General features: G+C 71.1%; 22 protein-coding genes. 15 read left to right on the forward strand and 7 right to left on the reverse strand.

Annotated features, from left to right (window positions below):
* The first annotated feature begins 28 nt into the window (after positions 1-28).
* Complete coding sequence (locus CF165_RS27880) at positions 29-277, forward strand: hypothetical protein (RefSeq protein ID WP_143268685.1); 249 nt, start codon at positions 29-31, stop codon at positions 275-277.
* A 1-nt stretch (position 278) separates the two neighbouring features.
* On the opposite strand, the gene CF165_RS27885 is transcribed toward CF165_RS27880, so the two are convergent.
* The 4 genes from CF165_RS27885 to CF165_RS27900 all read right to left on the reverse strand — a co-directional run bounded on the left by CF165_RS27885 (position 279) and on the right by CF165_RS27900 (position 4,121).
* Entirely contained in the window at positions 279-1,952 is a 1,674-nt protein-coding gene (locus tag CF165_RS27885; protein WP_093950530.1) for an MOSC and FAD-binding oxidoreductase domain-containing protein, read from the reverse strand.
* Positions 1,953-2,024: 72 nt separating this feature from the next.
* Complete coding sequence (locus CF165_RS27890) at positions 2,025-2,435, reverse strand: hypothetical protein (protein ID WP_093950531.1); 411 nt, start codon at positions 2,433-2,435, stop codon at positions 2,025-2,027.
* Positions 2,436-2,549: 114 nt separating this feature from the next.
* The gene (locus tag CF165_RS27895; protein ID WP_093950532.1) at positions 2,550-3,593 is read right to left on the reverse strand and encodes a hypothetical protein; all 1,044 of its coding nucleotides are present in this window, start codon (positions 3,591-3,593) and stop codon (positions 2,550-2,552) included.
* Between the two features lie 6 nt (positions 3,594-3,599).
* Positions 3,600-4,121, reverse strand: coding sequence for a DUF3313 domain-containing protein (locus CF165_RS27900; RefSeq protein ID WP_143268686.1), 522 nt, complete (start codon positions 4,119-4,121; stop codon positions 3,600-3,602).
* 170 nt (positions 4,122-4,291) lie between these two features.
* Here CF165_RS27900 and CF165_RS27905 point away from each other — a divergent pair, with 170 nt between their 5' ends.
* The 4 genes from CF165_RS27905 to CF165_RS27920 are packed head-to-tail and all read left to right on the forward strand — an operon-like array spanning position 4,292 to position 7,343.
* Entirely contained in the window at positions 4,292-4,732 is a 441-nt protein-coding gene (locus tag CF165_RS27905) for a tautomerase family protein (RefSeq protein WP_093950534.1), read from the forward strand.
* Entirely contained in the window at positions 4,725-5,741 is a 1,017-nt protein-coding gene (locus CF165_RS27910) for a zinc-dependent alcohol dehydrogenase (protein ID WP_093950535.1), read from the forward strand. The genes CF165_RS27905 and CF165_RS27910 overlap by 8 nt, the downstream gene beginning before the upstream one ends.
* Positions 5,734-6,858, forward strand: coding sequence for an alcohol dehydrogenase catalytic domain-containing protein (locus CF165_RS27915; RefSeq protein ID WP_240521829.1), 1,125 nt, complete (start codon positions 5,734-5,736; stop codon positions 6,856-6,858). The genes CF165_RS27910 and CF165_RS27915 overlap by 8 nt, the downstream gene beginning before the upstream one ends.
* A complete protein-coding gene (locus CF165_RS27920; RefSeq protein WP_093950537.1) occupies positions 6,855-7,343 on the forward strand; it encodes a tautomerase family protein in 489 nt (162 codons plus the stop codon). The genes CF165_RS27915 and CF165_RS27920 overlap by 4 nt, the downstream gene beginning before the upstream one ends.
* On the opposite strand, the gene CF165_RS27925 is transcribed toward CF165_RS27920, so the two are convergent.
* The gene (locus CF165_RS27925) at positions 7,337-8,347 is read right to left on the reverse strand and encodes an SMP-30/gluconolactonase/LRE family protein (protein WP_093950538.1); all 1,011 of its coding nucleotides are present in this window, start codon (positions 8,345-8,347) and stop codon (positions 7,337-7,339) included. The genes CF165_RS27920 and CF165_RS27925 overlap by 7 nt on opposite strands.
* 38 nt (positions 8,348-8,385) lie before the next feature.
* Positions 8,386-9,966, reverse strand: coding sequence for a PQQ-dependent sugar dehydrogenase (locus CF165_RS27930; protein ID WP_439098523.1), 1,581 nt, complete (start codon positions 9,964-9,966; stop codon positions 8,386-8,388).
* A gap of 344 nt (positions 9,967-10,310) precedes the next feature.
* On the opposite strand from CF165_RS27930, the gene CF165_RS27935 reads away from it, so the two are divergent.
* On the forward strand, positions 10,311-10,754 hold the full coding sequence (locus CF165_RS27935; protein WP_093950539.1) for a hypothetical protein: 444 nt from the start codon (positions 10,311-10,313) through the stop codon (positions 10,752-10,754).
* A gap of 10 nt (positions 10,755-10,764) precedes the next feature.
* Here the strand turns inward: CF165_RS27935 and CF165_RS27940 are convergent, their stop codons facing one another.
* Entirely contained in the window at positions 10,765-11,673 is a 909-nt protein-coding gene (locus tag CF165_RS27940; protein ID WP_093950540.1) for an SDR family NAD(P)-dependent oxidoreductase, read from the reverse strand.
* 129 nt (positions 11,674-11,802) lie between these two features.
* Here CF165_RS27940 and CF165_RS27945 point away from each other — a divergent pair, with 129 nt between their 5' ends.
* From CF165_RS27945 to CF165_RS27985, 9 genes are all read left to right on the forward strand, one after another.
* Positions 11,803-12,468, forward strand: a complete 666-nt coding sequence (locus tag CF165_RS27945) for a TetR/AcrR family transcriptional regulator (protein ID WP_093950541.1) — start codon at positions 11,803-11,805, stop codon at positions 12,466-12,468.
* A 423-nt stretch (positions 12,469-12,891) separates the two neighbouring features.
* Complete coding sequence (gene hemA, locus CF165_RS27950; RefSeq protein ID WP_093950542.1) at positions 12,892-14,064, forward strand: 5-aminolevulinate synthase; 1,173 nt, start codon at positions 12,892-12,894, stop codon at positions 14,062-14,064.
* A gap of 16 nt (positions 14,065-14,080) precedes the next feature.
* The gene (locus tag CF165_RS27955) at positions 14,081-14,926 is read left to right on the forward strand and encodes a TauD/TfdA dioxygenase family protein (RefSeq protein WP_093950543.1); all 846 of its coding nucleotides are present in this window, start codon (positions 14,081-14,083) and stop codon (positions 14,924-14,926) included.
* Positions 14,927-14,994: 68 nt separating this feature from the next.
* Positions 14,995-15,891: a 3-oxoacyl-ACP synthase III family protein gene (locus CF165_RS27960; RefSeq protein ID WP_240521832.1), complete on the forward strand. Its 897-nt coding sequence runs from the start codon at positions 14,995-14,997 to the stop codon at positions 15,889-15,891.
* Complete coding sequence (locus tag CF165_RS27965) at positions 15,888-17,063, forward strand: ATP-grasp domain-containing protein (RefSeq protein WP_093950545.1); 1,176 nt, start codon at positions 15,888-15,890, stop codon at positions 17,061-17,063. Before CF165_RS27960 ends, CF165_RS27965 begins: the two co-directional genes overlap by 4 nt.
* Positions 17,060-18,928, forward strand: coding sequence for a phenylacetate--CoA ligase family protein (locus CF165_RS27970; RefSeq protein WP_093950546.1), 1,869 nt, complete (start codon positions 17,060-17,062; stop codon positions 18,926-18,928). Before CF165_RS27965 ends, CF165_RS27970 begins: the two co-directional genes overlap by 4 nt.
* Positions 18,929-18,939: 11 nt before the next feature.
* Positions 18,940-20,262 (forward strand): hypothetical protein, encoded by a 1,323-nt coding sequence (locus tag CF165_RS27975; protein WP_093950547.1) that lies wholly within the window; start codon positions 18,940-18,942, stop codon positions 20,260-20,262.
* Positions 20,262-21,512 (forward strand): MFS transporter, encoded by a 1,251-nt coding sequence (locus CF165_RS27980; RefSeq protein ID WP_093950548.1) that lies wholly within the window; start codon positions 20,262-20,264, stop codon positions 21,510-21,512. Before CF165_RS27975 ends, CF165_RS27980 begins: the two co-directional genes overlap by 1 nt.
* Positions 21,509-22,504, forward strand: coding sequence for an MDR family NADP-dependent oxidoreductase (locus CF165_RS27985; protein WP_093950549.1), 996 nt, complete (start codon positions 21,509-21,511; stop codon positions 22,502-22,504). The genes CF165_RS27980 and CF165_RS27985 overlap by 4 nt, the downstream gene beginning before the upstream one ends.
* The last annotated feature ends 22 nt before the right edge of the window (positions 22,505-22,526 follow it).

Genomic DNA, 22,526 nt, shown 5'->3' on the forward strand with positions numbered 1-22,526 from the left:
GCCGAGCGCGGTCAGTACCACTGCGGCGGTGAGCAGGCCGTTCCCGATGCCGGAGCCGATCGTCACGAGCAGGAACCCGGCCGGCGCCGGCGCCCAGCACAAGACCGCGTGCGCGATCGACCGGGCTTGGCTGACCGGCGCCCCTTCGTCCGGGTACAGCAGCCGGAAAAGCCGGCTCTCCCGCGGCGGAGAGTGCGAGCTTTTCGCCGATCCATTCCCGCACGACCCGCAGAATTGCGTCTACCGCCCGCCCGGTGACATCCACTGGCGGCGGTAGCTCAGAGGTCCAGGACGACGTCCTCCCGCGGACGGGCGCAGCAGACGAGTGCTTCGCCGGGCGCGGGCGGCTCGAGCGGGTCGGGGTCGTACCGCACGCGGCCGGAAAGCACCGGGGTCACGCAGGTGTGGCAGACGCCGGTGCGGCACGACCAGCGGGTCGGCACGTCGCACGCCTCGGCGAACTCGAGCAGGCTCGGGTAGCGGTCGTTCCACGGCACGGTGAGCCCGCTGCGCGCGAACGTGACCGCGGGCCCGGTGCCCGCGGTGCCGGCCGGGGGATGCGGGGTCTTGCGGACGACGCCGGTGAGGCCCGGGTTGATCGCGGACACGCCGCCGAACAGTTCACTGTGGACACGCGCCGGGTCGAACCCCAGAGATACCAAGGATTCCCGCATCGCCGTCATGAAGGCGTCCGGTCCGCACAGGTAGGCGGTGCCGTCGGCGGGAAGGTTCAAGGTGGACAGGGTTTCGCGCGTCAGCCAGCCGTTTTCCGCGGTGTAGCGGATGTACTCGTGGCCGTGCGGAAGGCTCGCCAGCAGCCGGTGTGCCTCGTCGGCGAAACCGTGCTCGGCGGCGGTCCGGGTGGTGTGCAGCCACCAGACCTCTCGCGAAGCCCGGTTCGCGGCGAGTGCGTGCAGCATGGCCAAGACCGGCGTCGCGCCGATGCCCGCGGAGATCAGGACCACGGGACGGTCGTCTCTGGTCAGGACGAAGTCGCCGCGGGGGGCTGCGACGTCCACGACCGCGCCGGCCGCCAGGTGCGTGTGGAGGTAGCTGCTGACCACTCCGTCGCGCTTGACGCTGATGCGGTACTCGCGGTCCGACGGCGCCGCCGACAGCGAGTAGCTCCGGACCGGCGCCGGGTCTCCGGCCCCGGGAACGCGCAGGGTGAGGTACTGGCCCGGCTCGGGACGGGGGAGCGGCGCGCCGTCCTCGGCGGCCAGGTGGAGGGAGGCCACGGTCGTGCTCTCGGGCACCACCCGGGCGACGCGCAGCGGCCGGAACCCGCTCCAGCCGCGGGGTGCCGGTTCCTCCGCGGCCAGCAGGTCCCGGAACGACCCTTGCCAGCCGGGGCTGAGCGCCGGGATGTCGACGGCCTTGCGCAGCGCGTCCCGGTCGCGGCCCGGCAGGTAGAGGAGCGCGTCGACGTCCGCGACGCTCATCGCGTGCCGGCCGGTCCGGGTGCGGACGATCTCGTCGCCGGCCTGGACGTGGCCTTCGGTGACGACCCGCAGGTAGAAGCCGGGCCGGTGGTGTGCCACCAGCAGGGAGGGCATCCGCGGCTCGCCGAGGCGCATCCCGACGCGGAAGCACGTGACGCGCGGCTGGGTGACCTCGAACTCGGCTTCGCCGATCCGGTACCGGTCGCCGATGTGCACCTCGTCGTCGGGCAGGCCGTCGACGGTGAAGTTCTCACCGAACCGGCCGTCCTCGAGGTCGTCGCGGCCGAGGAACCGCCGCCAGTGCTCGTAGGACTGGCGCTGGTACACGAGCACCGCGCGGTTCTCGCCGCCGTGGCCGCCGAGGTCGCCCTGGCCGTCGCCGTCGACGTTGAGCCTGCGGACCAGGCGGCGGCCTTCGACCGGGTACTTGAAGATTCCCGTGTGGACGGTCCGGCCCCGCCAGGGCACGTCCTGGGGCATGCCGACGTTCAGTGACACCAAGCGGGCCATGGTGGTCCCCCCAACTTCGCGCTCGCGCTGGTCGACTTCGCAAGGAAGGCGTGAGCCCACGACGTGCTGGTTCTACCGGGCGGCTCCCGGGGCATCGGTGGCGGCCTTCGGCGCGGCGACGAGCGAGATTACGGCCAGCGCCGTGTTGACGGCGGAGATCGTCGTGGTCAGCCGGGCCGCCTTGGCGGGCAGTTCGCCGCGGCGGCCCGCGTAGGCGGCTGCGGCGGTGTCGGTGGCGTGGATCAGCACGGCTTCGCGGAGCAGCCGCCGGTCGGCCGCCGAGCCGTCGCGCAGGCGCAGGAGGTCGAAGCCGAGGACCAGCGTGCGGATCCCGAACATCCGGGCCGGGTAGACGAACGCCTTGTCGGCACCGAGCTCGCTGCCCAGCTGGGCGGCCATGCGGTGGGCCGCGAACAGGCCGACCGCGCCGTTGAAGATCCGGATTCCGGCCAGCGTGGTCCGGGCGGCGGTTCCGATGGACATCGTGCTCCTTGCCGGGTCGGTTGCCGCGAATACTACGACGCAAAGGTCGACTCGCGCGCGTCCGGCCTGCGCGCACCACCCGCCACGATCGTGGTCGGCGGCGGAGGTCGTCGTTCATGCCGGGAGGCGGCCGTCGGCCTGGCGGCGGGCTTCGGTCCGGGCCTCGAGGTCTTCGAACCACCGCTGTCCGCGGGCTCCGCAGTCGTCCCTGATCGAGAACTTGAGATCGGCCGTTCTGGCGTTCAGGTTCTTGACCATCGTCAGGCCTTTGCCCACCTCGTCGCTGATCCTCGACCGGGTCAGCGCCAGGCTCGTCGCCGCGGCTGTCATCGCCGACCGGTTCGGCCGCTCCCGGCGCCCGGTGGCCGGGTTGACTTCCGACCGCACCCGCATGGTGACGGTGGCACGGGCGCGAACGACGATGCCGGCCAGGCCACGCGCCACGTCGCGGCTCATGTCGTAGTACTGGTAGGCGTTGTCGGCGCAGCCGCGTGACTCGTAGTGCAGCTCGCACAGGCCCGCGAAGTCCAGGTTCAGCCTGGCGGCCTGGAGCTGCTGCTCGACCGCCGCGGCCATCCGGTCGACGCGGTGGTTGTTGGCCCGGACTTTCCGCAGCGTCTGCTCGGCCTCGGCCGTGGCCGCCTGCACCGCTGCCAGGGTGACCGGCTTGAGGCGCTCCCCGGGCGGGAACCACCGGTCCCACAACCGGAACGCGATCAGGGCGACCGCGCCGGCGGCACCGCTGCCGCCGAAAAGGATCGCCGTCTGCTGGGCGGCGTGCGGGCCGTGGGCGACATTGCCGTTCAGCAGAAGCACCAGCGCGGTGATGTTCGTGGCCAGCAGGAGGATCCCGGCACGGGACAGAGCCCGGCGGACCGTCGCCCAGCGCTGACGTGCGGTCGGAGAGCGCCGCCTCCGCCGGCTCCTCGGGCTGCCTCGGGAGACGAGAAGCAGGGCCACGAGCGGGGCGGCGCCGAAAAAGCACCACCAGGCTGTCCGGTGTTCCGCGAACTGCGCCGGGTCCGCGGCGACGAGGAACGGCACGATGGCCGGGGCGGTCAGTGCCAGCACCACGGCCGCGGCCGCTCCGCTGACGAACGGAAGCCCGACCGTCAAGGCTACGAACCAGAACCCGCAGCCGAACTTCCGCCGACCCACACTCTCCTACTTTCGCCGGCCGTTGCCGCGCCCTTGGGGTTTGCGGTTCCGCGGGCGACCGCCGTCCGGTGCCCCGGATCCGTTGAGCACCTTGTCGATGTGGTCACCCAGTCCCGCCCGGCCCGAGGCGGTTTCGGACACCAGGAGCTTGCCGAGCACCTCGACCAGGTTCGCGTGGAGCTGCTGCTCGTCGAACGAGGTGGCCTGAACGAGGTGCTGCTGCTCCTTGGCGATGCATTCCAGCAGGCCACGTGCGTTGACACCGGCCAGCGCGCCGCTGTTGCGCATTTCCCGCAGCGCGGCGCCGACGGCGGCCCGGCGGTCGGCGAGGGCGGTCAGCCGCTCACCGCTGTCCGCGTCGATCCGCTTGCTTTCGACCTTGAGCCGGCCCATCTCGGTGATGCAGGCGGAAACTTCGGCGACGGCCCTGGCCGCCGCACCGAGCGGGTTGAGCGACTCGGCAAGTTGAGAAACCGCGTTCCCGTAGAAGATCCGGCCATTCTCGACGGAGACCATTTCTCTGCTCAACTAACCAACCTCGCGCCGTGGGCAGTAGGGGAGTGCACAGTAGGTCGACGCGAGGGGGACCGGCGTTACAGCGAAGATCCCCCGTCTGCCGCCCCGGTCCTTGTCTATAACGACCGTCATAGGGTAGCGTCCGCCCCGGGTTATAACGAGTGTTATAGAGGAGCGGTACCATGCCGATGATCCAGCTGACCGTCCCCGCCGGAGCCCTGACGAGCGAGGGCCGCGAGAGCGTGCAGCGCGAGCTCGCGGCCGTGCTGCTGCGCTGGGAGGGCGCGCCGGACACGGAGTTCTTCCGCGCGCAGGCGTGGAGCTACCTGCACGAGCTGCCCGCGGGTGTGCAGACCACGGCCGAAGACGACGCGCCGCGGTTCCGGGTGGACGTGACGGTGCCGCAGGGCGCGGTGTCCGATCGTCGCAAGGCGGGGCTGGTGAAGGAGGCCACGGAAACCGTGCTGAAGGCCGCTGGACTGGGCGAGGCCGACGCGGTCCGGGTGTGGGTGCTGATCCACGAGCAGCCCGAGGGGACGTGGGGTGCCGGCGGCGGCATCGTTCGCTACGCCGAACTGGTCGCCCTCGCGAAGCAGGCCCGGGGGACGACGGCCGATGCGTGAGCTGACCTACGTCGCCCGCCGGACTGTCGAGTGGCGGGAGGCGCCGGATCCCACGCCGGAGTCCGCTCGGGACGCGATCGTGGCGCCGGTGGCGGCGACCTCGTGCGACGTCGATTCGGCGATCCTGGCCGGGCACGGCCCGATCCCGCCGCCGTTCGCCCTCGGCCACGAGTGCGTCGCGCGCGTGACCGACGTCGGCGACGCCGTCACGCACGTGGCGCCCGGGGACCTCGTGGTCGTGCCGTGGGCGATCTCCTGCGGGGAGTGCGCTCGGTGCCGCGCGGGGCTGACGGCGCACTGCGCGTCGGTACCGCACATGGCGATGTTCGGCGCCCCGATCGGCGGGGCCTGGGGCGGGTTGTTCGCCGACCTGGTGCGCGTCCCGTGGGCCGACGCGATGCTGGTGCCGCTGCCGTCCGGGCTGGACCCGGTGGCGATGGCGGCGGCGAGCGACAACTGGTCGCTGTCCTGGCGGCTGGTGGCCCCGCACCTGAAGGCCCGGCCGGGGGCGCGGGTGCTGGTGATCGCCCGCGGCAGCATCGGCCTCTACGTCTGCGACATCGCCCGCGCGCTGGGGGCGTCCGACGTGCTCTACGTCGACCCGGACCCGGCGCACCGGGCGATCGCCGAGACCTACGGCGCCCGCACGGCCGAGGCGATCGAGCCGGTCCATCACGGGTTCGACCTGGCGATCGAGTCCACCGGCCGCGTCGACGAGCTGGCCACGGCGCTGCGATCCCTTGTCCCGGAAGGGATCTGCGAGAGCGCCGGCAACCACTTCCGGCCCGGCGAGCTGCCGCTGCTGGAGATGTACCTGACCGGGGTGAACCTGCGCATCGCCCGCGACAACGTGCGCACCCACCTGCCGGACGCGCTCGACCTCGCGCGGAGCGGCCAGGTGGACCCGCGGCGGGTCGTGTCCGACGTCTTCGACTGGGAACAGCTGCCGGAGGCGTTGCCGGAGCGGCACCTCAAGCCGGTCTTCGTGCGGGAGCCTGCCGGTGCGTGAACTGCGGTTCGAACGCGCCGGCCGGCTGGCCTGGCACGAGCGGGACACCCCGGCGCTGGAGGAGCCGACGGACGCGATCGTGCGGCCCTTCGTCGCCGCGCGATGTGACGGCGACACCCTGCCCGTCCACCGGCCGGTGTCCCGGGCCCTGCAGGCGGGGATGGCCCTGGGGCTGGTCGACCGGGTCGTCGGCGGCATCTGCGGGAAGGTCCCGTTCCGCGGCCCGTTCGCCATCGGCCATGAATGCGTCGCCGAGATCGTCTCGCTCGGCACCGCGGTGACCGGGCTGCGGATCGGGCAGCGCGTGATCGTGCCGTGGGCGGTGTCCTGCGGCACGTGCCCGCCGTGCCGCCGCGGCCTGACGGCGAAATGCGCCACGACCGCCGGTGGCGGCGTGCTCGCGGCCTACGGGTTCGGGCCCGCGAGCGGACCGTGGGGCGGCATGGTCGCCGACGCGCTGCGGGTCCCGTTCGCCGGGCACATGCTCGTGCCCGTTCCCCCGGGAATCCCGGTCGGACGGATCGCCGCCGCGAGCGACAACCTCGCCGACGCCTGGCGCGCGGTCGTCCCGCCGCTGGCCGCCCGGGAAGGCGGCTCGGTGCTCGTCCTCGGCGGCGGGGCCAAGAGCATCGGCCTCTACGCGGCCGGGCTGGCGGTCGCGCACGGTGCGTCCACTGTGGACTACATCGACGCCGACCCCGGAAGGCGCTCGATCGCCGAGTCGTTCGGCGCGCGGCCGCTGACCCGCGAAGCCGGTGACTACGACGTGATCGTGGAAGCTACCTCGCGTCCTGCCGGGCTTCGCCGCGCGCTCCGGGCTTCGGCGCCGGGCGGGGTGTGCACCGCGGTCGGCTACTACCTCGGCACCGGCACCCGCGTGCCGCTGATGCGCGTGTACGCCACCGACGCGACACTGCGGCTCGGCGTCTCCCACAGCCGTGCCGTGCTGCCCGGCCTGCTGGAGTTCGTGCACCGCACCGGTTTTCCCGCCGAACGCGTCACCACCCTCGACGCGCCGTGGGACGACGCCCCGGCCGCCTATGCGGCCCGGACCACCAAGCTCGTCCTCCGCCGAGACCCCCTCACCCGGCCCCACGCCACCACGGAGGAATCATGACCGTCATCACGGTGAACACCAAGAAGGACCGCCTGAGCCTCGACCAGCGCCGCACCCTGGCCGAAACGCTGACCGACGCCGTGCTGGTGCCCGAGGTCGGCCGGTTCGCCCCGGCCGCGCGGCCCGGCTTCCAGGTGCACTTCGTCGAGCGCGAACCGGACATGATGGCCATCGGCGGGCGGCTGCTCGCCGACGCCGGACCGGACCCGGACGTCATGGTGATCGACGTGGCGGTCATGGACGCGGACTGGCGCCCGGAGGTCCGGACCGAGGTCATCGAGCGCGTCCTCGCCGCGATGGCCGGCGCCTGCGGGCTCGGCAAGCCGTCCCCGGCCTGGTGGGTCAACTTCCGGACCATCGACGAGGGCAGCTGGGGGGCGAGCGGCGGTGTCCTCTCCATCTTGTCCCTGCTCGGCAGCGGCGTGTTCACCGAGGAGAAGGCGAAGGCGATTCGCACGGCGATGGAGAGCCGTGCCGTTCAGTAAGGGTTGCCGGGCACGTTGAGACGCGTCTGGTAGAGGCCGAACCCGCCCCCGGAAACACCGGAGGTGAGGTACAGGGTCTGCCCGTCCGGCCCGCCGAACGCCGCGTTGGTGGTGTTGCGGCCGGCCGAGATGGTGCCGAGCTGCGCACCCGACGGGGAGAAGACGTGGACGAGCCCTTCGTCGTAGGAGGCCCAGTACAGGTTGCCCGCGCAGTCGATGGTCGCGCCGTCGGGTGTCCGCATGCTCGCGAACGTCGTGCGGTTGCCGGTGGTGCCGTCGGCGAAGACGGTGTACTTCATGATCGCGTTGGCCCCGGTGGATCCGACGTAGAGCGTCTTGCCGTCAGGGGACAGGACGACGCCGTTCGGCTGCGGCAGCGTGTCGTCGACGAGGCTGACCACGCCGTCGCGGACGCGGAAGACGCTGGTCCGGCCGCCCTGCTCGTCGGCGCGGTTGCCGCGCTGGTAGTTCGGGTCGGTGAAGTAGGTGGTCCCGTCCTGGCCGGTGGTCAGGTCGTTCGGCGAGTTGAAGGCGCGGCCGAGGTAGTCGGCCGCGACGGTCGTCCGGCTGCGGTCGGTGAGGCTGTAGGCGGAAACCGTGCGGTTGTCGTGGGTGGCGGCGAGCACCCGCGTGCCGTCGGCGGTGATCGCCAGTCCGTTGCTGCCGGAGTCGGCGATGAACGTCTCGAAGGTGGCCGGCGGCGTGTACCGGAGTATTGCCGACGGTTGCACGCCTTGGGGGCCGGCGGGGTTCTGCATGTTCGACAGCAGCAGGGAGCCCGTCCGCCGGTCCCAGGTGGGGCCTTCGAGGAAGTTGAACCCGCTCCGGATGAGCTGGGACGTCACCGCTTGCGTCGGTAACGGCGGGCCGTAGGTCGCTCCGGGGGTGCACGGTGAAGCCGTCACGGCGCCGGACGCCGCGGGTGTCACGGCGCCCGCCATGACGATCGCCGCCGCCGTCAGTGTCCCCGTGCGACGGTGACGCGGTGTCCTGCGGTGACCCATGGCGACTCCCTTTCGTCGACGGACCGGCCGCGGCCGGTTCACCGTCCGAGCTCGACCTTGAGGATGCTTTCGTTGCTGTTGTTCGCGATGCTGTCCTTGTCGCCGTAGTTGCTGGTGGTCAGCCACAAGCCGCCGTCCGCGGACGGTTCCACGGTGCGCAGCCGCCCGTACGTGCCGTTGAGGTACTGCTGGACGTTGGTCAGGCTGTCGCCGGAGATTTCGGCCCGGTACAGCCGTGTTCCGCGCTCGCAGGCGACGTAGAGGGCGTCTCGGACCACGGCGATGCCGCTGCACGAAGCCTCGGCGACGGGGTAGGTGTGCTTGGGGGCGATGAAGCCGGGTTCGCCGCAGCTGCCCGTGGTGCCCTCGCAGCGGGGCCAGCCGTAGTTGCCGCCGCGGACGATCAGGTTGGTCTCGTCCATGACGTTGTTGCCGAACTCCTGCTCCCACAGCCGGCCCTGGGAGTCGAAGGCCAGGCCCTGGGGGTTGCGGTGGCCGTAGCTCCACACCGGAGTGCCGAAGGGGTTGTCCGAGGGGACGGACCCGTCGGGGTTGAGGCGCAGGACCTTGCCGGCGAGGACGGTGAGGTCCTGGGCCCAGTCGCCGTTCTGGCCGTCGCCGGTCGAAATGTAGAGCTTGCCGTCGGGCCCGAAGCGCAGCCGGCCGCCGTTGTGGTACTTGTTGCGCGGGATGCCGGTGAGCAGCACCTCCGGGGTACCCGTGAGCACGCCGTCGAGGTAGCGGATGCGCACCACCCGGTTGTCGGTCGGGCTGGTGTGCATGACGTACAGCCACGGGTCGGCCGCGAAGTCGGCGGCGACGGCGATACCGAGGACCCCACCCTCACCGTCGGTCCCCGCGACGTTCGGCACCCGTCCGACCACCGTCTTCGTGCCGGTGGCGGGGTCGAGGCGGACGATTTCGAAGGCGTCGCGGCGGCCGTAGAGCACCTGCCCGTCGGGCAGGGTGGTCAGTCCCCACGGCAGATCGGTCTCGGTGGCGACCCTGGTGACCGAGCACAGCGCCGTGGCGCAGGAGGTGCCCGTGGTGACCGCGACCGGCGCGCTCGGGGCCGACCGGTTGGCCTGGGCGTCGCGCGCCCGCACCTGGTAGCGGTAGCGGGTGTTCGCGGCCAGGCCGCTGTCGGTGAACGAGGTCGTGGCCGCGCCGCCGGCCGAGCCGACCTGGGTGCCGTCGCGGAGCACCTCGTAGGCCGTGACGCCGACGTTGTCGGTGGACGGCGACCAGCGCACGGTGACCGTGGTGCCGGACGCGGCCGCCGTCACGCCGGTGGGGGTGGTGGGCGGCTCGGTGTCGGCCTGGCACTGCGGCACGCTGATGGTGACCGTGGGGCTGGCTTGGGAGACGTTGCCGGCGGCGTCGCGGGCGTTGACGTACAGGCCCCAGGTGGCCCCCGGCACGACGGTCAGGTCGGCCGACAGCGCCGTGCCCGGCACCGATCTCATCAGCTGCCCGTCGTGGTAGACGTCGTAGAACGCCACGCCGACGTCATCGGACGACGCCGACCACGAGAACGTCACCCCGGTGCACGTCAGGTTCGAGGTCCGCGGGTTGGCCGGCGCGGTCGGTGGCGTGGTGTCGGCGGCGGAGGAGCGCACCACGGAAAATGCGCCGGTGTCCGAGGTGGCGGCCGATGCGGCAGGTGCCGGAAATACGACGCCGAGGCTCACCAGCGCCGCTGTCCACCCCGCTCGGCGGGCCGAGCCACGGAACACTGCTGACCCGGACGAATTTCGCGCACGTAGAGCCATGCTTCGCCTCCTTGCGAGCAAGGTGCGTACTGGTCGTCGCCGACGTGACTGGGAGCGCTCCCAGGTCACCGTAGCGCAAGCCGTTGGCCACCGACAAGACCGGTTGGTGGATCTTCAACTCCTAAGCTCCGGCGCCGGCCGGCGAACCTGTTCCCCTGGGATACTTCGCCGGTGATGCGGGAAGGACGTCGATGAGCCCTCATGCGGGGATGGGGATCGTCCTGCTGGCGATCTGCGCTCTTCTGGTGACGACGGTGTTCGCCGGGGGCCGGTGGCGGGAGAAGACCGGAGGTCTCGGCCAGGTCCCGCCACCAGCCCCGGAGCACGCGCGCCGGATCACCGCGCTGCGGGACGAGGACTACGACTTCGTCCTGCGGGGCGGGGCCATCGTCAACGGCGTCAGCGCGACGTGGCCGTTCGCCATCCTGCTGGTCAGCCGGGACCAGATCGAGCTGCGCGTCCGGATCCTCGTGCCGATCCGGATCGCCCGCGCCGAGGTGACCGGCGTACGTCGGGTGCGTGGCCTGTCCGGCCGCGGCTTCAAGTTCCGGACCGAGTCGGGCCGGTTGGACAAGGTGAGCTTCTGGCCCGTGGGCAAAGCCGGGAAACAGCTGGCCGAGCTCGGCTGGTACTGAAAACGGCCGGTCAGCCGACGGGGAAATTCACGGCGGTGAGCTCCTCCGACACCGCCCAGAGCCGCTGCTGGACCGCCACGTCGTAGGACTGCGGGCTGGAGGCGACGACCTCGGGGCGCCCGCGGTAGCCGCCCGGGCCGGCAGGGCCGTAGTACTGGCCGCCGAGTGCGGCGGGATCGGTGGCGGCGCGCAGGATCGGGAGCGCGCCGCGCTCCGAGCTCTGGGTGAACAGCGGCGCGACCAGGGGGAACAGCGCGCGGGCCACCGCGGGGGAGTTGCGCATCAGCTCCGTGCGGGCCACGCCGGGGTGCGCGGCGATCGACGCCGTCGTGCCGTGCGGGGCGAGGCGGCGCTGCAGCTCGTAGGCGAACATCAGGTTGGCGAGCTTGGCCTGCCCGTAGGCCGCGACGCGGTCGTAGGAGTTCTCCCACTGCAGGTCGTCGAAGTGGATCGACGCGCGGATGCGGTGGGCGATGCTGGCGACGGTCACCACCCGGGAGCCCTCGACCGGCAGCAGCAGGTCCAGCAGCAGGCCGGTGAACGCGAAGTGTCCGAGGTGGTTGGTGCCGAACTGCAGCTCGAACCCGTCCCGGGTGCTCTGCCGCGGCGGGTACATGACGCCGGCGTTGTTGATCAGCAGGTCGATCTTCGGCAGCGTGGCGTGCAGGTCCGCCGAGGCGGCGCGGACGGACTCCAGCGACGCCAGGTCGAGCTCTTGCACGGTGACGTCGGCGTTCGCGCCGAACCGCGCGGCCGCCTGCTTGCCCTTCTCGACGTCGCGGACGGCGAGGACCACCGTCGCGCCGCGCTCGGCCAGCACCTTCGCCGTGTCGAACCCGAGGCCGGTGTTGGCGCCGGTGATCACGGCCACGCGGCCGCGCTGGCTGGGGACTTCGCGCTCGGTCCAGTTCTCGCTCATGGCAGTCCTCCGGGGTCGCGGCCCTTTCGGACCGTCGGTCTGTTATGACGCCGACGCTAAGGGACCGTCGGTCTGTTGTCAACAGACTGCCGGTCTTCAATCTGGCCGCCGGGGCGTTACGCTGGTCTCATGACGTTCCAGCGGGCGCGCAGCGCGGAGCAGCGGGAGGAGCGGCGCCGCACGATCCTCGACACGGCGCTGAAGATGCTCGACGAGATGCCGGTCGCCGAGGTCAGCCTCAACGAGCTCAGCCGCCGGGTCGGCCTGGCCAAGTCGAACGTCCTGCGCTACTTCGAATCCCGGGAGGCCGTGCTGCTCGAGCTGCTGGACCGCGCCCTGCGGGACTGGCTGGCCGAGGTGTCCGGCGAAGTGGCCGCGGGCGTCGCCCCGGACCGCCCGGCCCGGGAGCGGGCCGAGGCGTTCGCGGCGGTGGTCGCCCGCTCGCTGGCCCGCCGCACGGTGTTGTGCGACCTCATCGGCGCGCAGGCGGGCGTCCTGGAACACAACGTGTCCACCGACGTCGTGGTGCGGTTCAAGCGGTCCGCCCTCGGCGGACTGGACGCGATGGCCGGGCTGCTCCGCGGTTCCGTGCCCGAAGTCGGCGGCGAAGCGACATCGGTGTGCCTGCTGGCCATGATCCTGGCCGGCGGGCTGTGGACCCACTGCCGCCCGTCGGCCAGCGCCCGCGCGGCGTACGAAGTGGACCCGGCGCTGGCCGCCCTCCACCTGGAGCTGGCGCCGGCCTTGGAGCACGGCTTGGCCATGCTGATCGTGGGGGCGATGGCGCGGGGCTGATCCGACGCGCCGGGTTCCGGCGTCTTGGCCGCTTCCCGTGGGCAGGTATGGACCACTGGTCTTCGGTGCCGGCGTCCCGCGGGCTGGGATCGGACATGCGGATTCCGCTGCCCGGAACGGCGTTGACGGATGATTCCGTATCCGACGCCTTCAAGATCGATGTGGTGGCGTAAATATCGTGCTGTGATGTGATTCGCGTAACATTCCGGTATTCTTGCACGGCGAGCCTGCTCATTCCTCTGTGGACATTTCTGCTGAAATCAACTCCGCGAATCCCGGCTCCGCCATTGGGGTAATAAAAGTGGACAGCGGCAAACCCGGGGTGGTTCCATCATGGAGCGGCGCCGAGCGCCGTCTGGGGTGAGCATGTACTGACTGGGGGGTTCTTTAGTGGTGCAATCGTTACGTGACCAGACCGACGAGATGTGGGATGACCTTCGGGTCAAGCTTGCTGAACTGGAACGGTCGGGTCTTTACCGAAGATTCATTCCCTGTTCCCACATTGTGTCGGAAAAAGGCCACTCCACGCACGGTGGACGGCGGATCCAGATCTGGTGCAGCAACGACTACCTGGGGCTCAGTCAGCACCCGGACGTGGTGGAAGCGCAGGTGGCGGCCACGCTCGCGCACGGCACCGGCAGCGGGGGCTCGCGGAACATCGCCGGCACCAGCGTCGCGCACGTCGAACTGGAGGAACGGCTCGCCGCGTGGCACGAAAAAGACCGGGCGCTGGTGTTCACGAGTGGATATTCGGCGAACTTCGAGACGCTCAGCACCTTGCTCGCGGTGCTGCCGGGGCTGGTCGTGTTCTCCGACGCGAACAACCACCGGTCCCTGATCGAAGGAATAATCCGATCCGGGGTGCAGAAGCACGTTTTCCCCCACAACGACGCCGCGGCGCTCGAAGCGGCGCTGGCCGCGTACCCGCGGGAAACGCCCAAGCTGATCGTGTTCGAGTCGGTCTACTCGATGGACGGCGACACTTCGCCGGTTTCGGAGTTCTGTGATCTCGCTGAGCGGTACAACGCGATCACATTCCTCGACGAAACCCACGCCATCGGGATCAAGGGTGAAACCGGTGCCGGGCTCTGCGAAGAGCTGGGTGAGCACCGGCCGACCTTCGTCCAAGGCGTGTTCGGCAAGTCGATCGGGACGCTCGGCGGGTACGTCGCCGGCCCGGAGACCGCGCTCGACTACGTGCGCTCCCACGCGCCGGGCTTCATCTTCACCACCGCCCTTCCGCAGGCGACGCTCGACGCCACGCTGAAAGGCCTCGACCTGATCCAGAAGGGCGCCGACCTGCGTCAGGAGCTGGCCGGGAAGGTCGCGTACCTGAAGGCCGCGCTCCGGGCGGCGGAGATCGAGTTCATCGACGCGGACAGCCATCTCGTGCCGGTCATGGTGCGGGGGGAGAAGCGGGTCAAGCAGGTCTCGCAGCGGATGCTCGAAGACCACGGGATCTACCTGACCGCGGTGAACTTCCCCTCGGTGCCCCGCGGCACCGAGCGGTTCCGCGTGACCGTGGCGCCGTACCGGACCTTCGAGCAGATCGACACCTTCGTCACCGCGCTGCGGCGCGTCATGGCAGACGTCTGAAAGAGAGAGAAGAAACATGAAGAGTGCCGAAATCACCCCGTTCATCGGCGTCGAGCTGTTCGACGTGGCGTACGAGGACCTCGCGCGGCCGGGGAACTTCGCCGAGTTCACCACGCTGCTGCACCGCCACGAGCTGGCGGTCGTCCGCGGGCTCGAACTGAGCCCGCAGCAGCAGATCTCCCTGGCGCGCCGGCTCGGCGAGCCGGTGCCGTTCGTCATCGAGCGGTACCGGCACCCGGAGTTCCCCGAGATCATGATCTCGTCGAACGAGACCAGGAACGAGAAGCCGATCGGCGTCGCGCGGGTGGGCAACTTCTGGCACCAGGACTCGACGTTCATCGCCGACCCGCCGCCCTACACCATGCTGCACGGCGTCAACGTGCCCTCGACCAGCGGGCACACCCTCTTCGCCAGCGCGATCGACGTCTACGACCGGCTGCCGGAGCTGTGGAAGCGGAAGATCGAGGGCCGGGTCGGCATCGGCTCGGTCGCCAAGCGGCTGCGGATCCGGCCGGACCACGTCGGGCTCTCCCCGGCCGAGTTCAAGGTCGTCGCCGAGACCGAGCACCCGCCGGTGCGCCACCCGCTGGTCAAGGTCGACCCCTACACCAAGCGCCGCTACCTCTACGGCTCCCCGGAGTACCTCGACTCGATCCTCGGCTTCGACGCCAACGAAACCGAGGCGTTCTTCGGCGTCGTCAACTCGCTCCTGCAGGATGACGCGGACCACGTCTACACCCACCGTTGGACGCCGAACGACCTGGTCGTGTGGAAGACGCACACCACCTACCACGCGGCGACCGACGTCGAGCCGGGCGTCGGGCGCACGGTGCACCGCGTCAGCATCAAGTCCGCGGCCTGAGCGGCACCATGGGGGGCATTCTCGATTTCGAGATCCGGTTCCCGCGGTCTCACGTGAGTGTGGCGGAGATGTCCGCGACGTCGGGAGCCGGCGTCGCGGACATCCGCGAGATCACGCACACCGCGGAGATCCCGGTCCTGCGGGACGGCGAGCTGTCCTGGCGGCTCGCCGCCGACGCGGCGGCCGAGCTGCTCAGCCGGACCGGCACCGCACCGGCGGAGATCGGTCAGGTCGTCTTCGCCGGCTCCGGCGAGTGGGACCTCCCGTTCTGGTCGCCGGCGGCCAAGGTCGCCGCGGAGCTGGGCATCGCGGCCGCGCACTGCTTCGAGGTGACGAACTTCTGCAACGCGGGCACCACCGCGCTGCGCGTCGCGCTGGACGGCGTCGCCCTGCGCGGCGGGCTGGTCTTGGTGCTGGCGGCCGACCGGCTCAGCCGGATGGTCGACTACACCGACGCGGGGTCGAAGGAGCTGTTCAACTTCGGTGACGCCGCCGCCGCGGTCCTCGTCGGCAGCGCGGGCGTCCGCTACGAGCTGCTGCACACGGCCATGCGGACCGATCCGAGCTGGGTTGACTACTACTTCGGGGACATCCGGCGGGACCGCGTCACCATCCGGCGCGGCCCGCACCGCGAAGGCCTCGCGACGGCCTACGTGCGGAACTTCACCGCGCTCGTCGACGAGACCCTGGGCGCGCTCGGCGCGAAGATCGACGACGTGAGCCGGTTCCTGATCAACCACGGCGACCGGCGGATGCACGAACGGCTGCTCCGGACACTGGGCATCCCGGAGTCCCGGAGTGCGTTCAACTACCACCGGCTGGGGCACATGGGCAGCGCGGACACGCTGATCGCGTTGCGGGACCTGGAAACCGAGGGCGCGCTGTGTCCCGGCGACCTCGTCCTGCTCGCCACCAGTGCGATGGGGTTCAGCTGGGGAATCACCGCGTTGGAGGTCGCGCCGTGAAGGTGCTCGTGATCCACCAGGTGCCGGACCGCAAGATCGGTTACCGGGACTGCCTCGACCACGAAAGCCACGACGTCACCTATGTCGGTTATCCGTCGAGGATGGCCGACCTGCCGGCGGACCTGCGCTGCCGGCGGATCGAGCTCGACCCCGGCGACGAGCTGGTCGCCGGCATCGTCAAGCGGGTGTCGGCGGCCGACGGCTTCGAGCACGTGCTGGCGCTTTCGGAGTTCGGGATCCTCGAGGCGCACGACGTCCGCCGCCACCTCGGCCTGCCCGGCCCGGCGCGCGAGCAGCTGGAGCTGGTGCGGGACAAGGTACGCATGAAGGAGGTGGCCGCCGCCGCGGGGATCCGGCATCCCCGGTTCGCGGCGGCACCTTCGAGCGGTGGCACACTGCCGTGGTCCGGCCGGACCGTGGTCAAGCCCCGCCTGGGTGCGTCCAGCGAGGGCATCGAGATCCACCCCAGCGCGGCGGAGGCCGTCGCCGCGGCCGGGCACCGGCCCGATCTGGAGTTCGAGGAGTACGTCGAGGGGGACATCCTCTACGCCGACGGGCTCGTCGACGGCGGCAAGGTGATCGGCTTCTCGGTCAGCAAGTACGTCAACACGCCGCTGCAGTTCATCGCCGGCCTGCCGCTCGGCGCGGCCCACGTACCGGCGGACCCGCACGGCGACTTCGTCACCCGCGCCGTCGAAGCGGCGAAGATCCAGGAAGGCTGTTTCCATCTCGAGTTCTTCTCGACCCCGCAAGGGGAAACCGTCTTCCTCGAGATCGCCAACCGCGTCGGCGGGGCCGGGGTGATCGGCGCGCACCTCGGGCACACCGGGGTGCACCTGCCCGCGCACGAGATCGCCATCCGGCTGGGGCTGCCCTTGCCGCAACCCCGGCCGCCGAGCGGGAAGTACCACGGCTGGCTGGTCTTTCCCGGTCATCATCTGCCGGCCGGCGGGAGCGCGTCGGTCGGGTTTCCCGGGCACCTCCGGACCCATCCGTGCGTGGACCGCGTGCACACGCTCGCGCCCGGTGCGCCACTGCCCGATCACGTGACCTACCAGGAATGGCTCGTCCCGCTGTTCGTCGAGGCGTCCCATCGCGATCCGGCCGCGCTGGAGCAGTTCCTCGAGGATTGCGCCCGCTCGGTCACCGTCAAGGCGAAAGGGAAGCTGTGACGAGGTATTACCCCACCGACCTGCTGCTGGCGGTCGAACGCGTCGAGGCGGAGCTGGCCGCGCCGGACTCGGCGGCCGCGAAACTGTTGCACGACAACGGTGTTCCCGAGCTGGTCGCGCTCTTCGCCGCGGACGAGCTGCGTGACGGGCTCGACGGGCTGTTCGGCGGCCTGAGCCAGTTCCCGTGGCGGCCGCTGATCGACACCAACGACGTCTGCGAGTACTCCCCGGCCGGCACCGTGGTGCTGGACGATCGCACCGCGGGCGCGACGCTGCGCGGGCTGCTGCTGGGCTGGGCGGCCGGCAACGAGGTCGTGATCCGATCGGCTCGCCGTCCGTTCTGGCGCGAGCTGATCGGGCTGGTGCGGGGTCAGGGACTGGCGCTGCCCGAAGCACGCACGGCCCGTGCGGACGCCGACGTCGCGGGGACGGCCGTGGTGGTCCCCGAAATCGCCTTTGACGGCCGGCCGGAACCCGCCACGCTCGCGGTGCGGGTCGACCCGGCGCGCGAGGCGCGCGAGCTCGCCGTGCTGGCGCTGGACTGCCGGTCGGCGTGGGTGCACCAGCTCTACCGCACCGAATACCTGCTGGGTACGAGCCTTTCCGCGGCCCGCAGCCGCGACACCGCCGAAGAGCGCGGCCGGCTCGACGCCAAGCTGCGCTACGTCGTCGAGCGGGCGCGACGGGCGCCGTTCTTCCGGGAGCTGCCCCCGGTCGCGGGCCTGGACGAGCTGGGCAAGCTCCCGATCATGGAGAAAAGCGACATCGAGGCGCATTCGCTGCCGCGCAGCCGGGACCTGTCCAGCGGCGACGTCCCCACGGGCGAAGTGCTGCAGAGCGGCGGTTCGAGCGGGACGCCGCGGTACATCGTCTACTCGCGGACCGACTGGCACAACATGGTCCGCGAGGCCATCCCGCTGTTCCACGCCCTGGGCCTGGCCAAGGGCGACCGGCTGATCAACACCCTCTACGGCGGCTCGCTCTACGGCGGGATGACCACGACGGTCACCGAGCTGTCGCGGATGCCGGTGGAGTGCTACACCACCGGCCAGCACATCACCGTCGACGACCTCCTCATGCTGTGCGGCAAGTTCGACGCCAACGCCATCCTCGCGATGCCCGCGCTGCTGCTCCCGCTGCTGCGCCAGGCCGTCGAGCGCCGGCCCGGGTTGCGGATCGAGAAGGTGATCTACGGCGGGACGCCGATGTCCGAAGTGGACAAGAAGTGGCTGCGTGAGCACCTCGGCACCCGGGTGATCTCCAGTATCCTCGCCGCCAACGACGGCGCGCAGCTGGGCTACCAGTGCGGCGAGCTCGGCGGCCGGTTGCACCACACCAGCCCCGACTACAACCTGATCGAGGTCGTCGACGAGGCCGGGAACCCGCTGCCCGAAGGGGAAATGGGCGACCTGCTCATCACCGGCATGCAGAAGTTCGAGGGCCCGCTGCTGCGCTACCGCATCGGCGACTGCGGCCGGGTCTTCCGGCACGAATGCGCCTGCGGCGTTTCCGGGCCGGTGCTGGAGTTCGCCGGCCGCACCGACGGCCTGATCAAGATCTACCCGAGCCGGGTGCTGCACGCCGATGTCCTGGCCGGGCTCGGCGTGTTCGGCGTTTCCCAGCTGCAGATCGAGATCACGCCGTCGGACGCGGGGGAGAGCGTGGTCGTGCGCACCGAATCGCCGCGGGTCCTCGATCCCGGCGAGGTGCGCGCCTTCCTCACGAAGGAGTTCCCGCCGCTGAGCCCCCCGGAGTCCGGCGACGGCCCGTCCGCACTGCACGTCGAGTGCTTCGCGGAAGGAAAGCTCCCGCGGCACGCGGTGAGCGGCAAGATCAAGACGGTCATCGACAACCGGCTGCGGTGAAAGGAATTCCGATGACCGATCGTGTGACGGAGGCGTTCATCGCCGCGGCGCGGACGCCGGGCAGCGCCCTGGCGAAGCTCGACGTCGGGGCGGCGCTGGGCTCACTCGGCTACGACTACCTCGCGCGGCCGATGTTCTTCGACGCGGCCGAGCTGGACCGGTTCTCGGCCGACACCGCCCGGACCGTCGAGCTGATCTTCGCGCTGCCGGACCTGCTCTTCGACGGCGATTTCGCGCGGTTCCGCGACGAGTTGCGCATCGCCCCGGAGCACGGCCGGCTGATGGAGCGGGCAGGCGCCGCGCCGCCACGGTTCGGGCGGATCGACGCCTACCACGACGGCGAGACGTTCAAGATCCTCGAGTTCAACATCGGCAGCGACGCCGGCGGGCAGGACTGGGTCGGCGCGGTGCCGCGCGCGCTGCTCGAGGTCGCGGAGTTCGCCGGCTTCGCGCGGGAGCACGAGCTGACCTACACCGACACTTTCCCGCTCGTCGCCCAGCTGCTGCGGGAAGCGGGCGGGCCGGATCCGGTCGTCGCCCTCGTCGGCGAGCCCGGCGACACGGATCCAGGCCCGTGGACGCCGTTCCGGGAGCTGCTCCGCGAGGCCGGGTTCGAAACGTACTTCGGGGCCATCACGGACCTTTCGGTGCGTGGCGGCCGCGTGTTCCTCGGGGACGTCCGCCTCGACGTGCTGTACCGGCTGTTCCTGGCCGATTCGCTCGACGGCGACCCCGCGGCGGCCGAGATCGCCCAGGCGCTCCACCGCACGCACGCGGACGGCGGCGTGGTCCTGTGGACGACGCTGGAGTCCGAGGTCTTCGGGAACAAGGGCTGCCTCGCGCTGCTGAACGAGCCGCGCGTCCGGCGCCAACTGTCCACTGTGGACAGCCAGCTGCTCGACCGGGTGCTGCCGTGGACCCGATCGCTGGCGGCGGGGGACGACATCGGAGAGTACCTCGGGCGACGGGAACAACTGATCCTCAAGCCGAACGGGTGCTTCGGCGGCCGCGGGATCACCGCGGGCTGGGAGGTCGACGAGGCGGTGTGGCGCCGGGCGCTGCTCGACGCCGCCCCGGGCGGCGCGGTCGTGCAGGAGCGCGTCGTACCGCGTGCGGAGCCCGTCTACGACCCGGCGACCGACGAAATCACGCCTTGGGAGGCCTGCTGGGGTCTCTACCACACCCCGTCCGGGAAGTTCGCCGGCGGCGGCTGCCGGTTCCTGCCGCACGGCTCGGCCCGGATCAGCGCGCCCGCGTCCGGCGTGCCCATCGAAGGCCGGAGCATTTTCGAGTCCTACCGCGCCGGGATCTTCCGCTACCCCGGAGGCCGCTGATGACCACCGAAGAAGCTGTCGGCAAGCGGCGCGGACTGGGCCGGGACTTCGGGTTCCTCTCCGCCGCGTACAGCATGCAGACCCTCGGCGAGGGCGTGCTCGTCACCGCATTGCCGCTGGTGGCGAGCAGGCTGACCAGCGACCCGAAGCTGATTTCATGGGTGCTGCTGGCCTGGGAACTGCCCTGGCTGCTGCTCGCCCTGCCCGGCGGCCTGCTCGTCGACCGCGGGAACCGCCGCCTGCTGATGATCGGCGCGCAGGGCGTCCAGATGCTGTTGCTGGTCCTGCTCGCGGTGGCGGTCTCGGCCGACGTCACGCGGATGTGGATGCTGTACGTGCTCGCGTTCGGCATCGGCACCGGGGACATCATCTTCATGGGCGCGAGCCGCGCGCTGATCCCGGACCTCGTGCCGCACCAGGACCTCGAAGCGGCCAACGGCCGGAACATGACCGCCGAGACCCTCGGCCGCAACTTCGTCGGCCCGCCACTCGGCTCCGCGCTGTTCGCGTTCCTGCTGCCGCTGCCGTTCTGGCTCAACGCGCTGACCTACCTCGTCTCGGTCGTGCTGATCTCGCGCATCCGGCGTCGTCCCGTGCGCACCGCACCCGCCCCCGAACGCCGGAGCCTCGGCGCGGAACTGACGGCGGGCCTGCGGTGGCTGCTGCGGCACCGCGTGCTCCGGATCGTCGTGCTGCTGGCCGCGGTGAGCAACTTCTGTGTCCTCATGGGACAGTCGGTGCTGGTGCTGTTCGCGAAGGAAGTGCTGGGTGTCGGCGACACCGGCTACGGCGTCCTGGTCGCCGCGATGGCGGTCGGCGGCGTCGTGGGCGGGTTCTCGAGCCGCCGCGTCGTGCTCCGGTTCGGGGCCCGCGCCGTCGCCGTCGCCGTGTCACTGGGCGGAGCACTGAGCCTGCTCGCGATCGGGCTGTTCGGCCGCCAGCCCGTGGTGGTCGCGGCGATCTTCTGCGTGTGGTCCACCGGGCTGGCGCTGTGGAACGTGATGGCCCAGTCGCTGAGCCAGCGGCTCATCCCCGAGGAACTGCGCGGCCGGGTCAACTCGGCCACCAGGATGATCTGTTTCGGGGCGCTGCCGCTGGGCGCGTTCGCCGGCGGCCTGGTCGCCGGGTCTCTCGGGCTGGCCGCGGCGTGGACGGTCGGCGGGGCGATCAACGTCGCTGTGGTCCTGGCGGCCATCCCGACCCTGCTGCGCTGGCCCGCGAACGCGGTCGAGGAGGAGAAAGCACGATGATCACCCGAGCGATCCACCTGAAGGCCCGGCCCACCGGTTTTCCCGTGCCGGAGCAGTTCGAGCTCGTCGAGCACGAACTGCCCGCCCTCGCGGACGGCACCGCGCTGGTGGAGAACGTCCACCTCTCCGTCGACCCGTACATGCGGGAACTGATGGACGAGGGCTGGGAGCCCGGCGCGCAGTGCGGGACCGGACGCGCGGTCGGACGTGTCGTCGCGTCGCGCGAGCCGTCGTGGCCCGTCGGCACGGTCGTCGCGCACGGCGAAGGCTGGAGCACTCACGCGACGTTGCGGGCCGGGCACCCGGGCGCCCGGATCCTGCAGCTGCACGACGGAATCCCGCTGTCGGCCCACCTTTCGGTGCTCGGCGGGACCGGGCTCACCGCGTACGTCGGGCTGGTGGAGATCCTCCGCCTGAAGCCCGGCGAGACGATCTATGTCTCGGCCGCCGCGGGGGCGGTCGGCGGCACGGCCGGTCAGCTGGCGCGCCTGCTCGGGGCAGGCCGGGTGATCGGCAGCGCGGGTTCGGCGGCGAAGGTGAAGCACGTCGTCGAGGATCTCCGCTTCGACGCCGCTTTCGACTACCACGACGGGCTCGGCCGGCTGGCCGAGCTCGTTCCCGGCGGCCTCGACGCCTCGCTCGAAGGCGTCGGCGGTGCCCACCTCGAGGCGGCCATCGGCGCCACGAAGGAGTTCGGCCGGATCGCCTGGGTCGGGGCGATCTCCCAGTACCACGACGCGGCGAACCCGCCGCCGGCACCGCGCAACCTCTACCGCGTCGCGGACTACAGCCTCCAGCTGCGCGGCTACCAGGTGCGCCATCACCTCCGGCTGCGCCCGGACGCGGAAGCCTTGCTGGTGCCCGCGATCCGCGACGGCCGGATCCTGGTCGACGAGACCGTCGTTCGCGGCTTCGACCAGGTCGTCCCGGCTTTCCTCGGCATGCTCCGCGGGGAGAACGTCGGAAAAATGATCGTCGCCATCGCGGACTGAGAGCCACTTGCGGGGTTTCACG

This window comes from Amycolatopsis vastitatis, assembly GCF_002234595.1.
Lineage (GTDB): Bacteria > Actinomycetota > Actinomycetes > Mycobacteriales > Pseudonocardiaceae > Amycolatopsis > Amycolatopsis vastitatis.

Coding starts and splice junctions, on each gene's coding strand:
- CF165_RS27885 (WP_093950530.1), bottom strand. CDS start 1,952: ATGGCCCGCTTGGTGTCACTGAACGTCGGCATGCCCCAGGACGTGCCC.
- CF165_RS27890 (WP_093950531.1), bottom strand. CDS start 2,435: ATGTCCATCGGAACCGCCGCCCGGACCACGCTGGCCGGAATCCGGATC.
- CF165_RS27905 (WP_093950534.1), top strand. CDS start 4,292: ATGCCGATGATCCAGCTGACCGTCCCCGCCGGAGCCCTGACGAGCGAG.
- CF165_RS27910 (WP_093950535.1), top strand. CDS start 4,725: ATGCGTGAGCTGACCTACGTCGCCCGCCGGACTGTCGAGTGGCGGGAG.
- CF165_RS27920 (WP_093950537.1), top strand. CDS start 6,855: ATGACCGTCATCACGGTGAACACCAAGAAGGACCGCCTGAGCCTCGAC.
- CF165_RS27925 (WP_093950538.1), bottom strand. CDS start 8,347: ATGGGTCACCGCAGGACACCGCGTCACCGTCGCACGGGGACACTGACG.
- CF165_RS27935 (WP_093950539.1), top strand. CDS start 10,311: ATGAGCCCTCATGCGGGGATGGGGATCGTCCTGCTGGCGATCTGCGCT.
- CF165_RS27940 (WP_093950540.1), bottom strand. CDS start 11,673: ATGAGCGAGAACTGGACCGAGCGCGAAGTCCCCAGCCAGCGCGGCCGC.
- CF165_RS27945 (WP_093950541.1), top strand. CDS start 11,803: ATGACGTTCCAGCGGGCGCGCAGCGCGGAGCAGCGGGAGGAGCGGCGC.
- hemA (WP_093950542.1), top strand. CDS start 12,892: ATGTGGGATGACCTTCGGGTCAAGCTTGCTGAACTGGAACGGTCGGGT.
- CF165_RS27955 (WP_093950543.1), top strand. CDS start 14,081: ATGAAGAGTGCCGAAATCACCCCGTTCATCGGCGTCGAGCTGTTCGAC.
- CF165_RS27960 (WP_240521832.1), top strand. CDS start 14,995: ATGTCCGCGACGTCGGGAGCCGGCGTCGCGGACATCCGCGAGATCACG.
- CF165_RS27975 (WP_093950547.1), top strand. CDS start 18,940: ATGACCGATCGTGTGACGGAGGCGTTCATCGCCGCGGCGCGGACGCCG.
- CF165_RS27980 (WP_093950548.1), top strand. CDS start 20,262: ATGACCACCGAAGAAGCTGTCGGCAAGCGGCGCGGACTGGGCCGGGAC.
- CF165_RS27985 (WP_093950549.1), top strand. CDS start 21,509: ATGATCACCCGAGCGATCCACCTGAAGGCCCGGCCCACCGGTTTTCCC.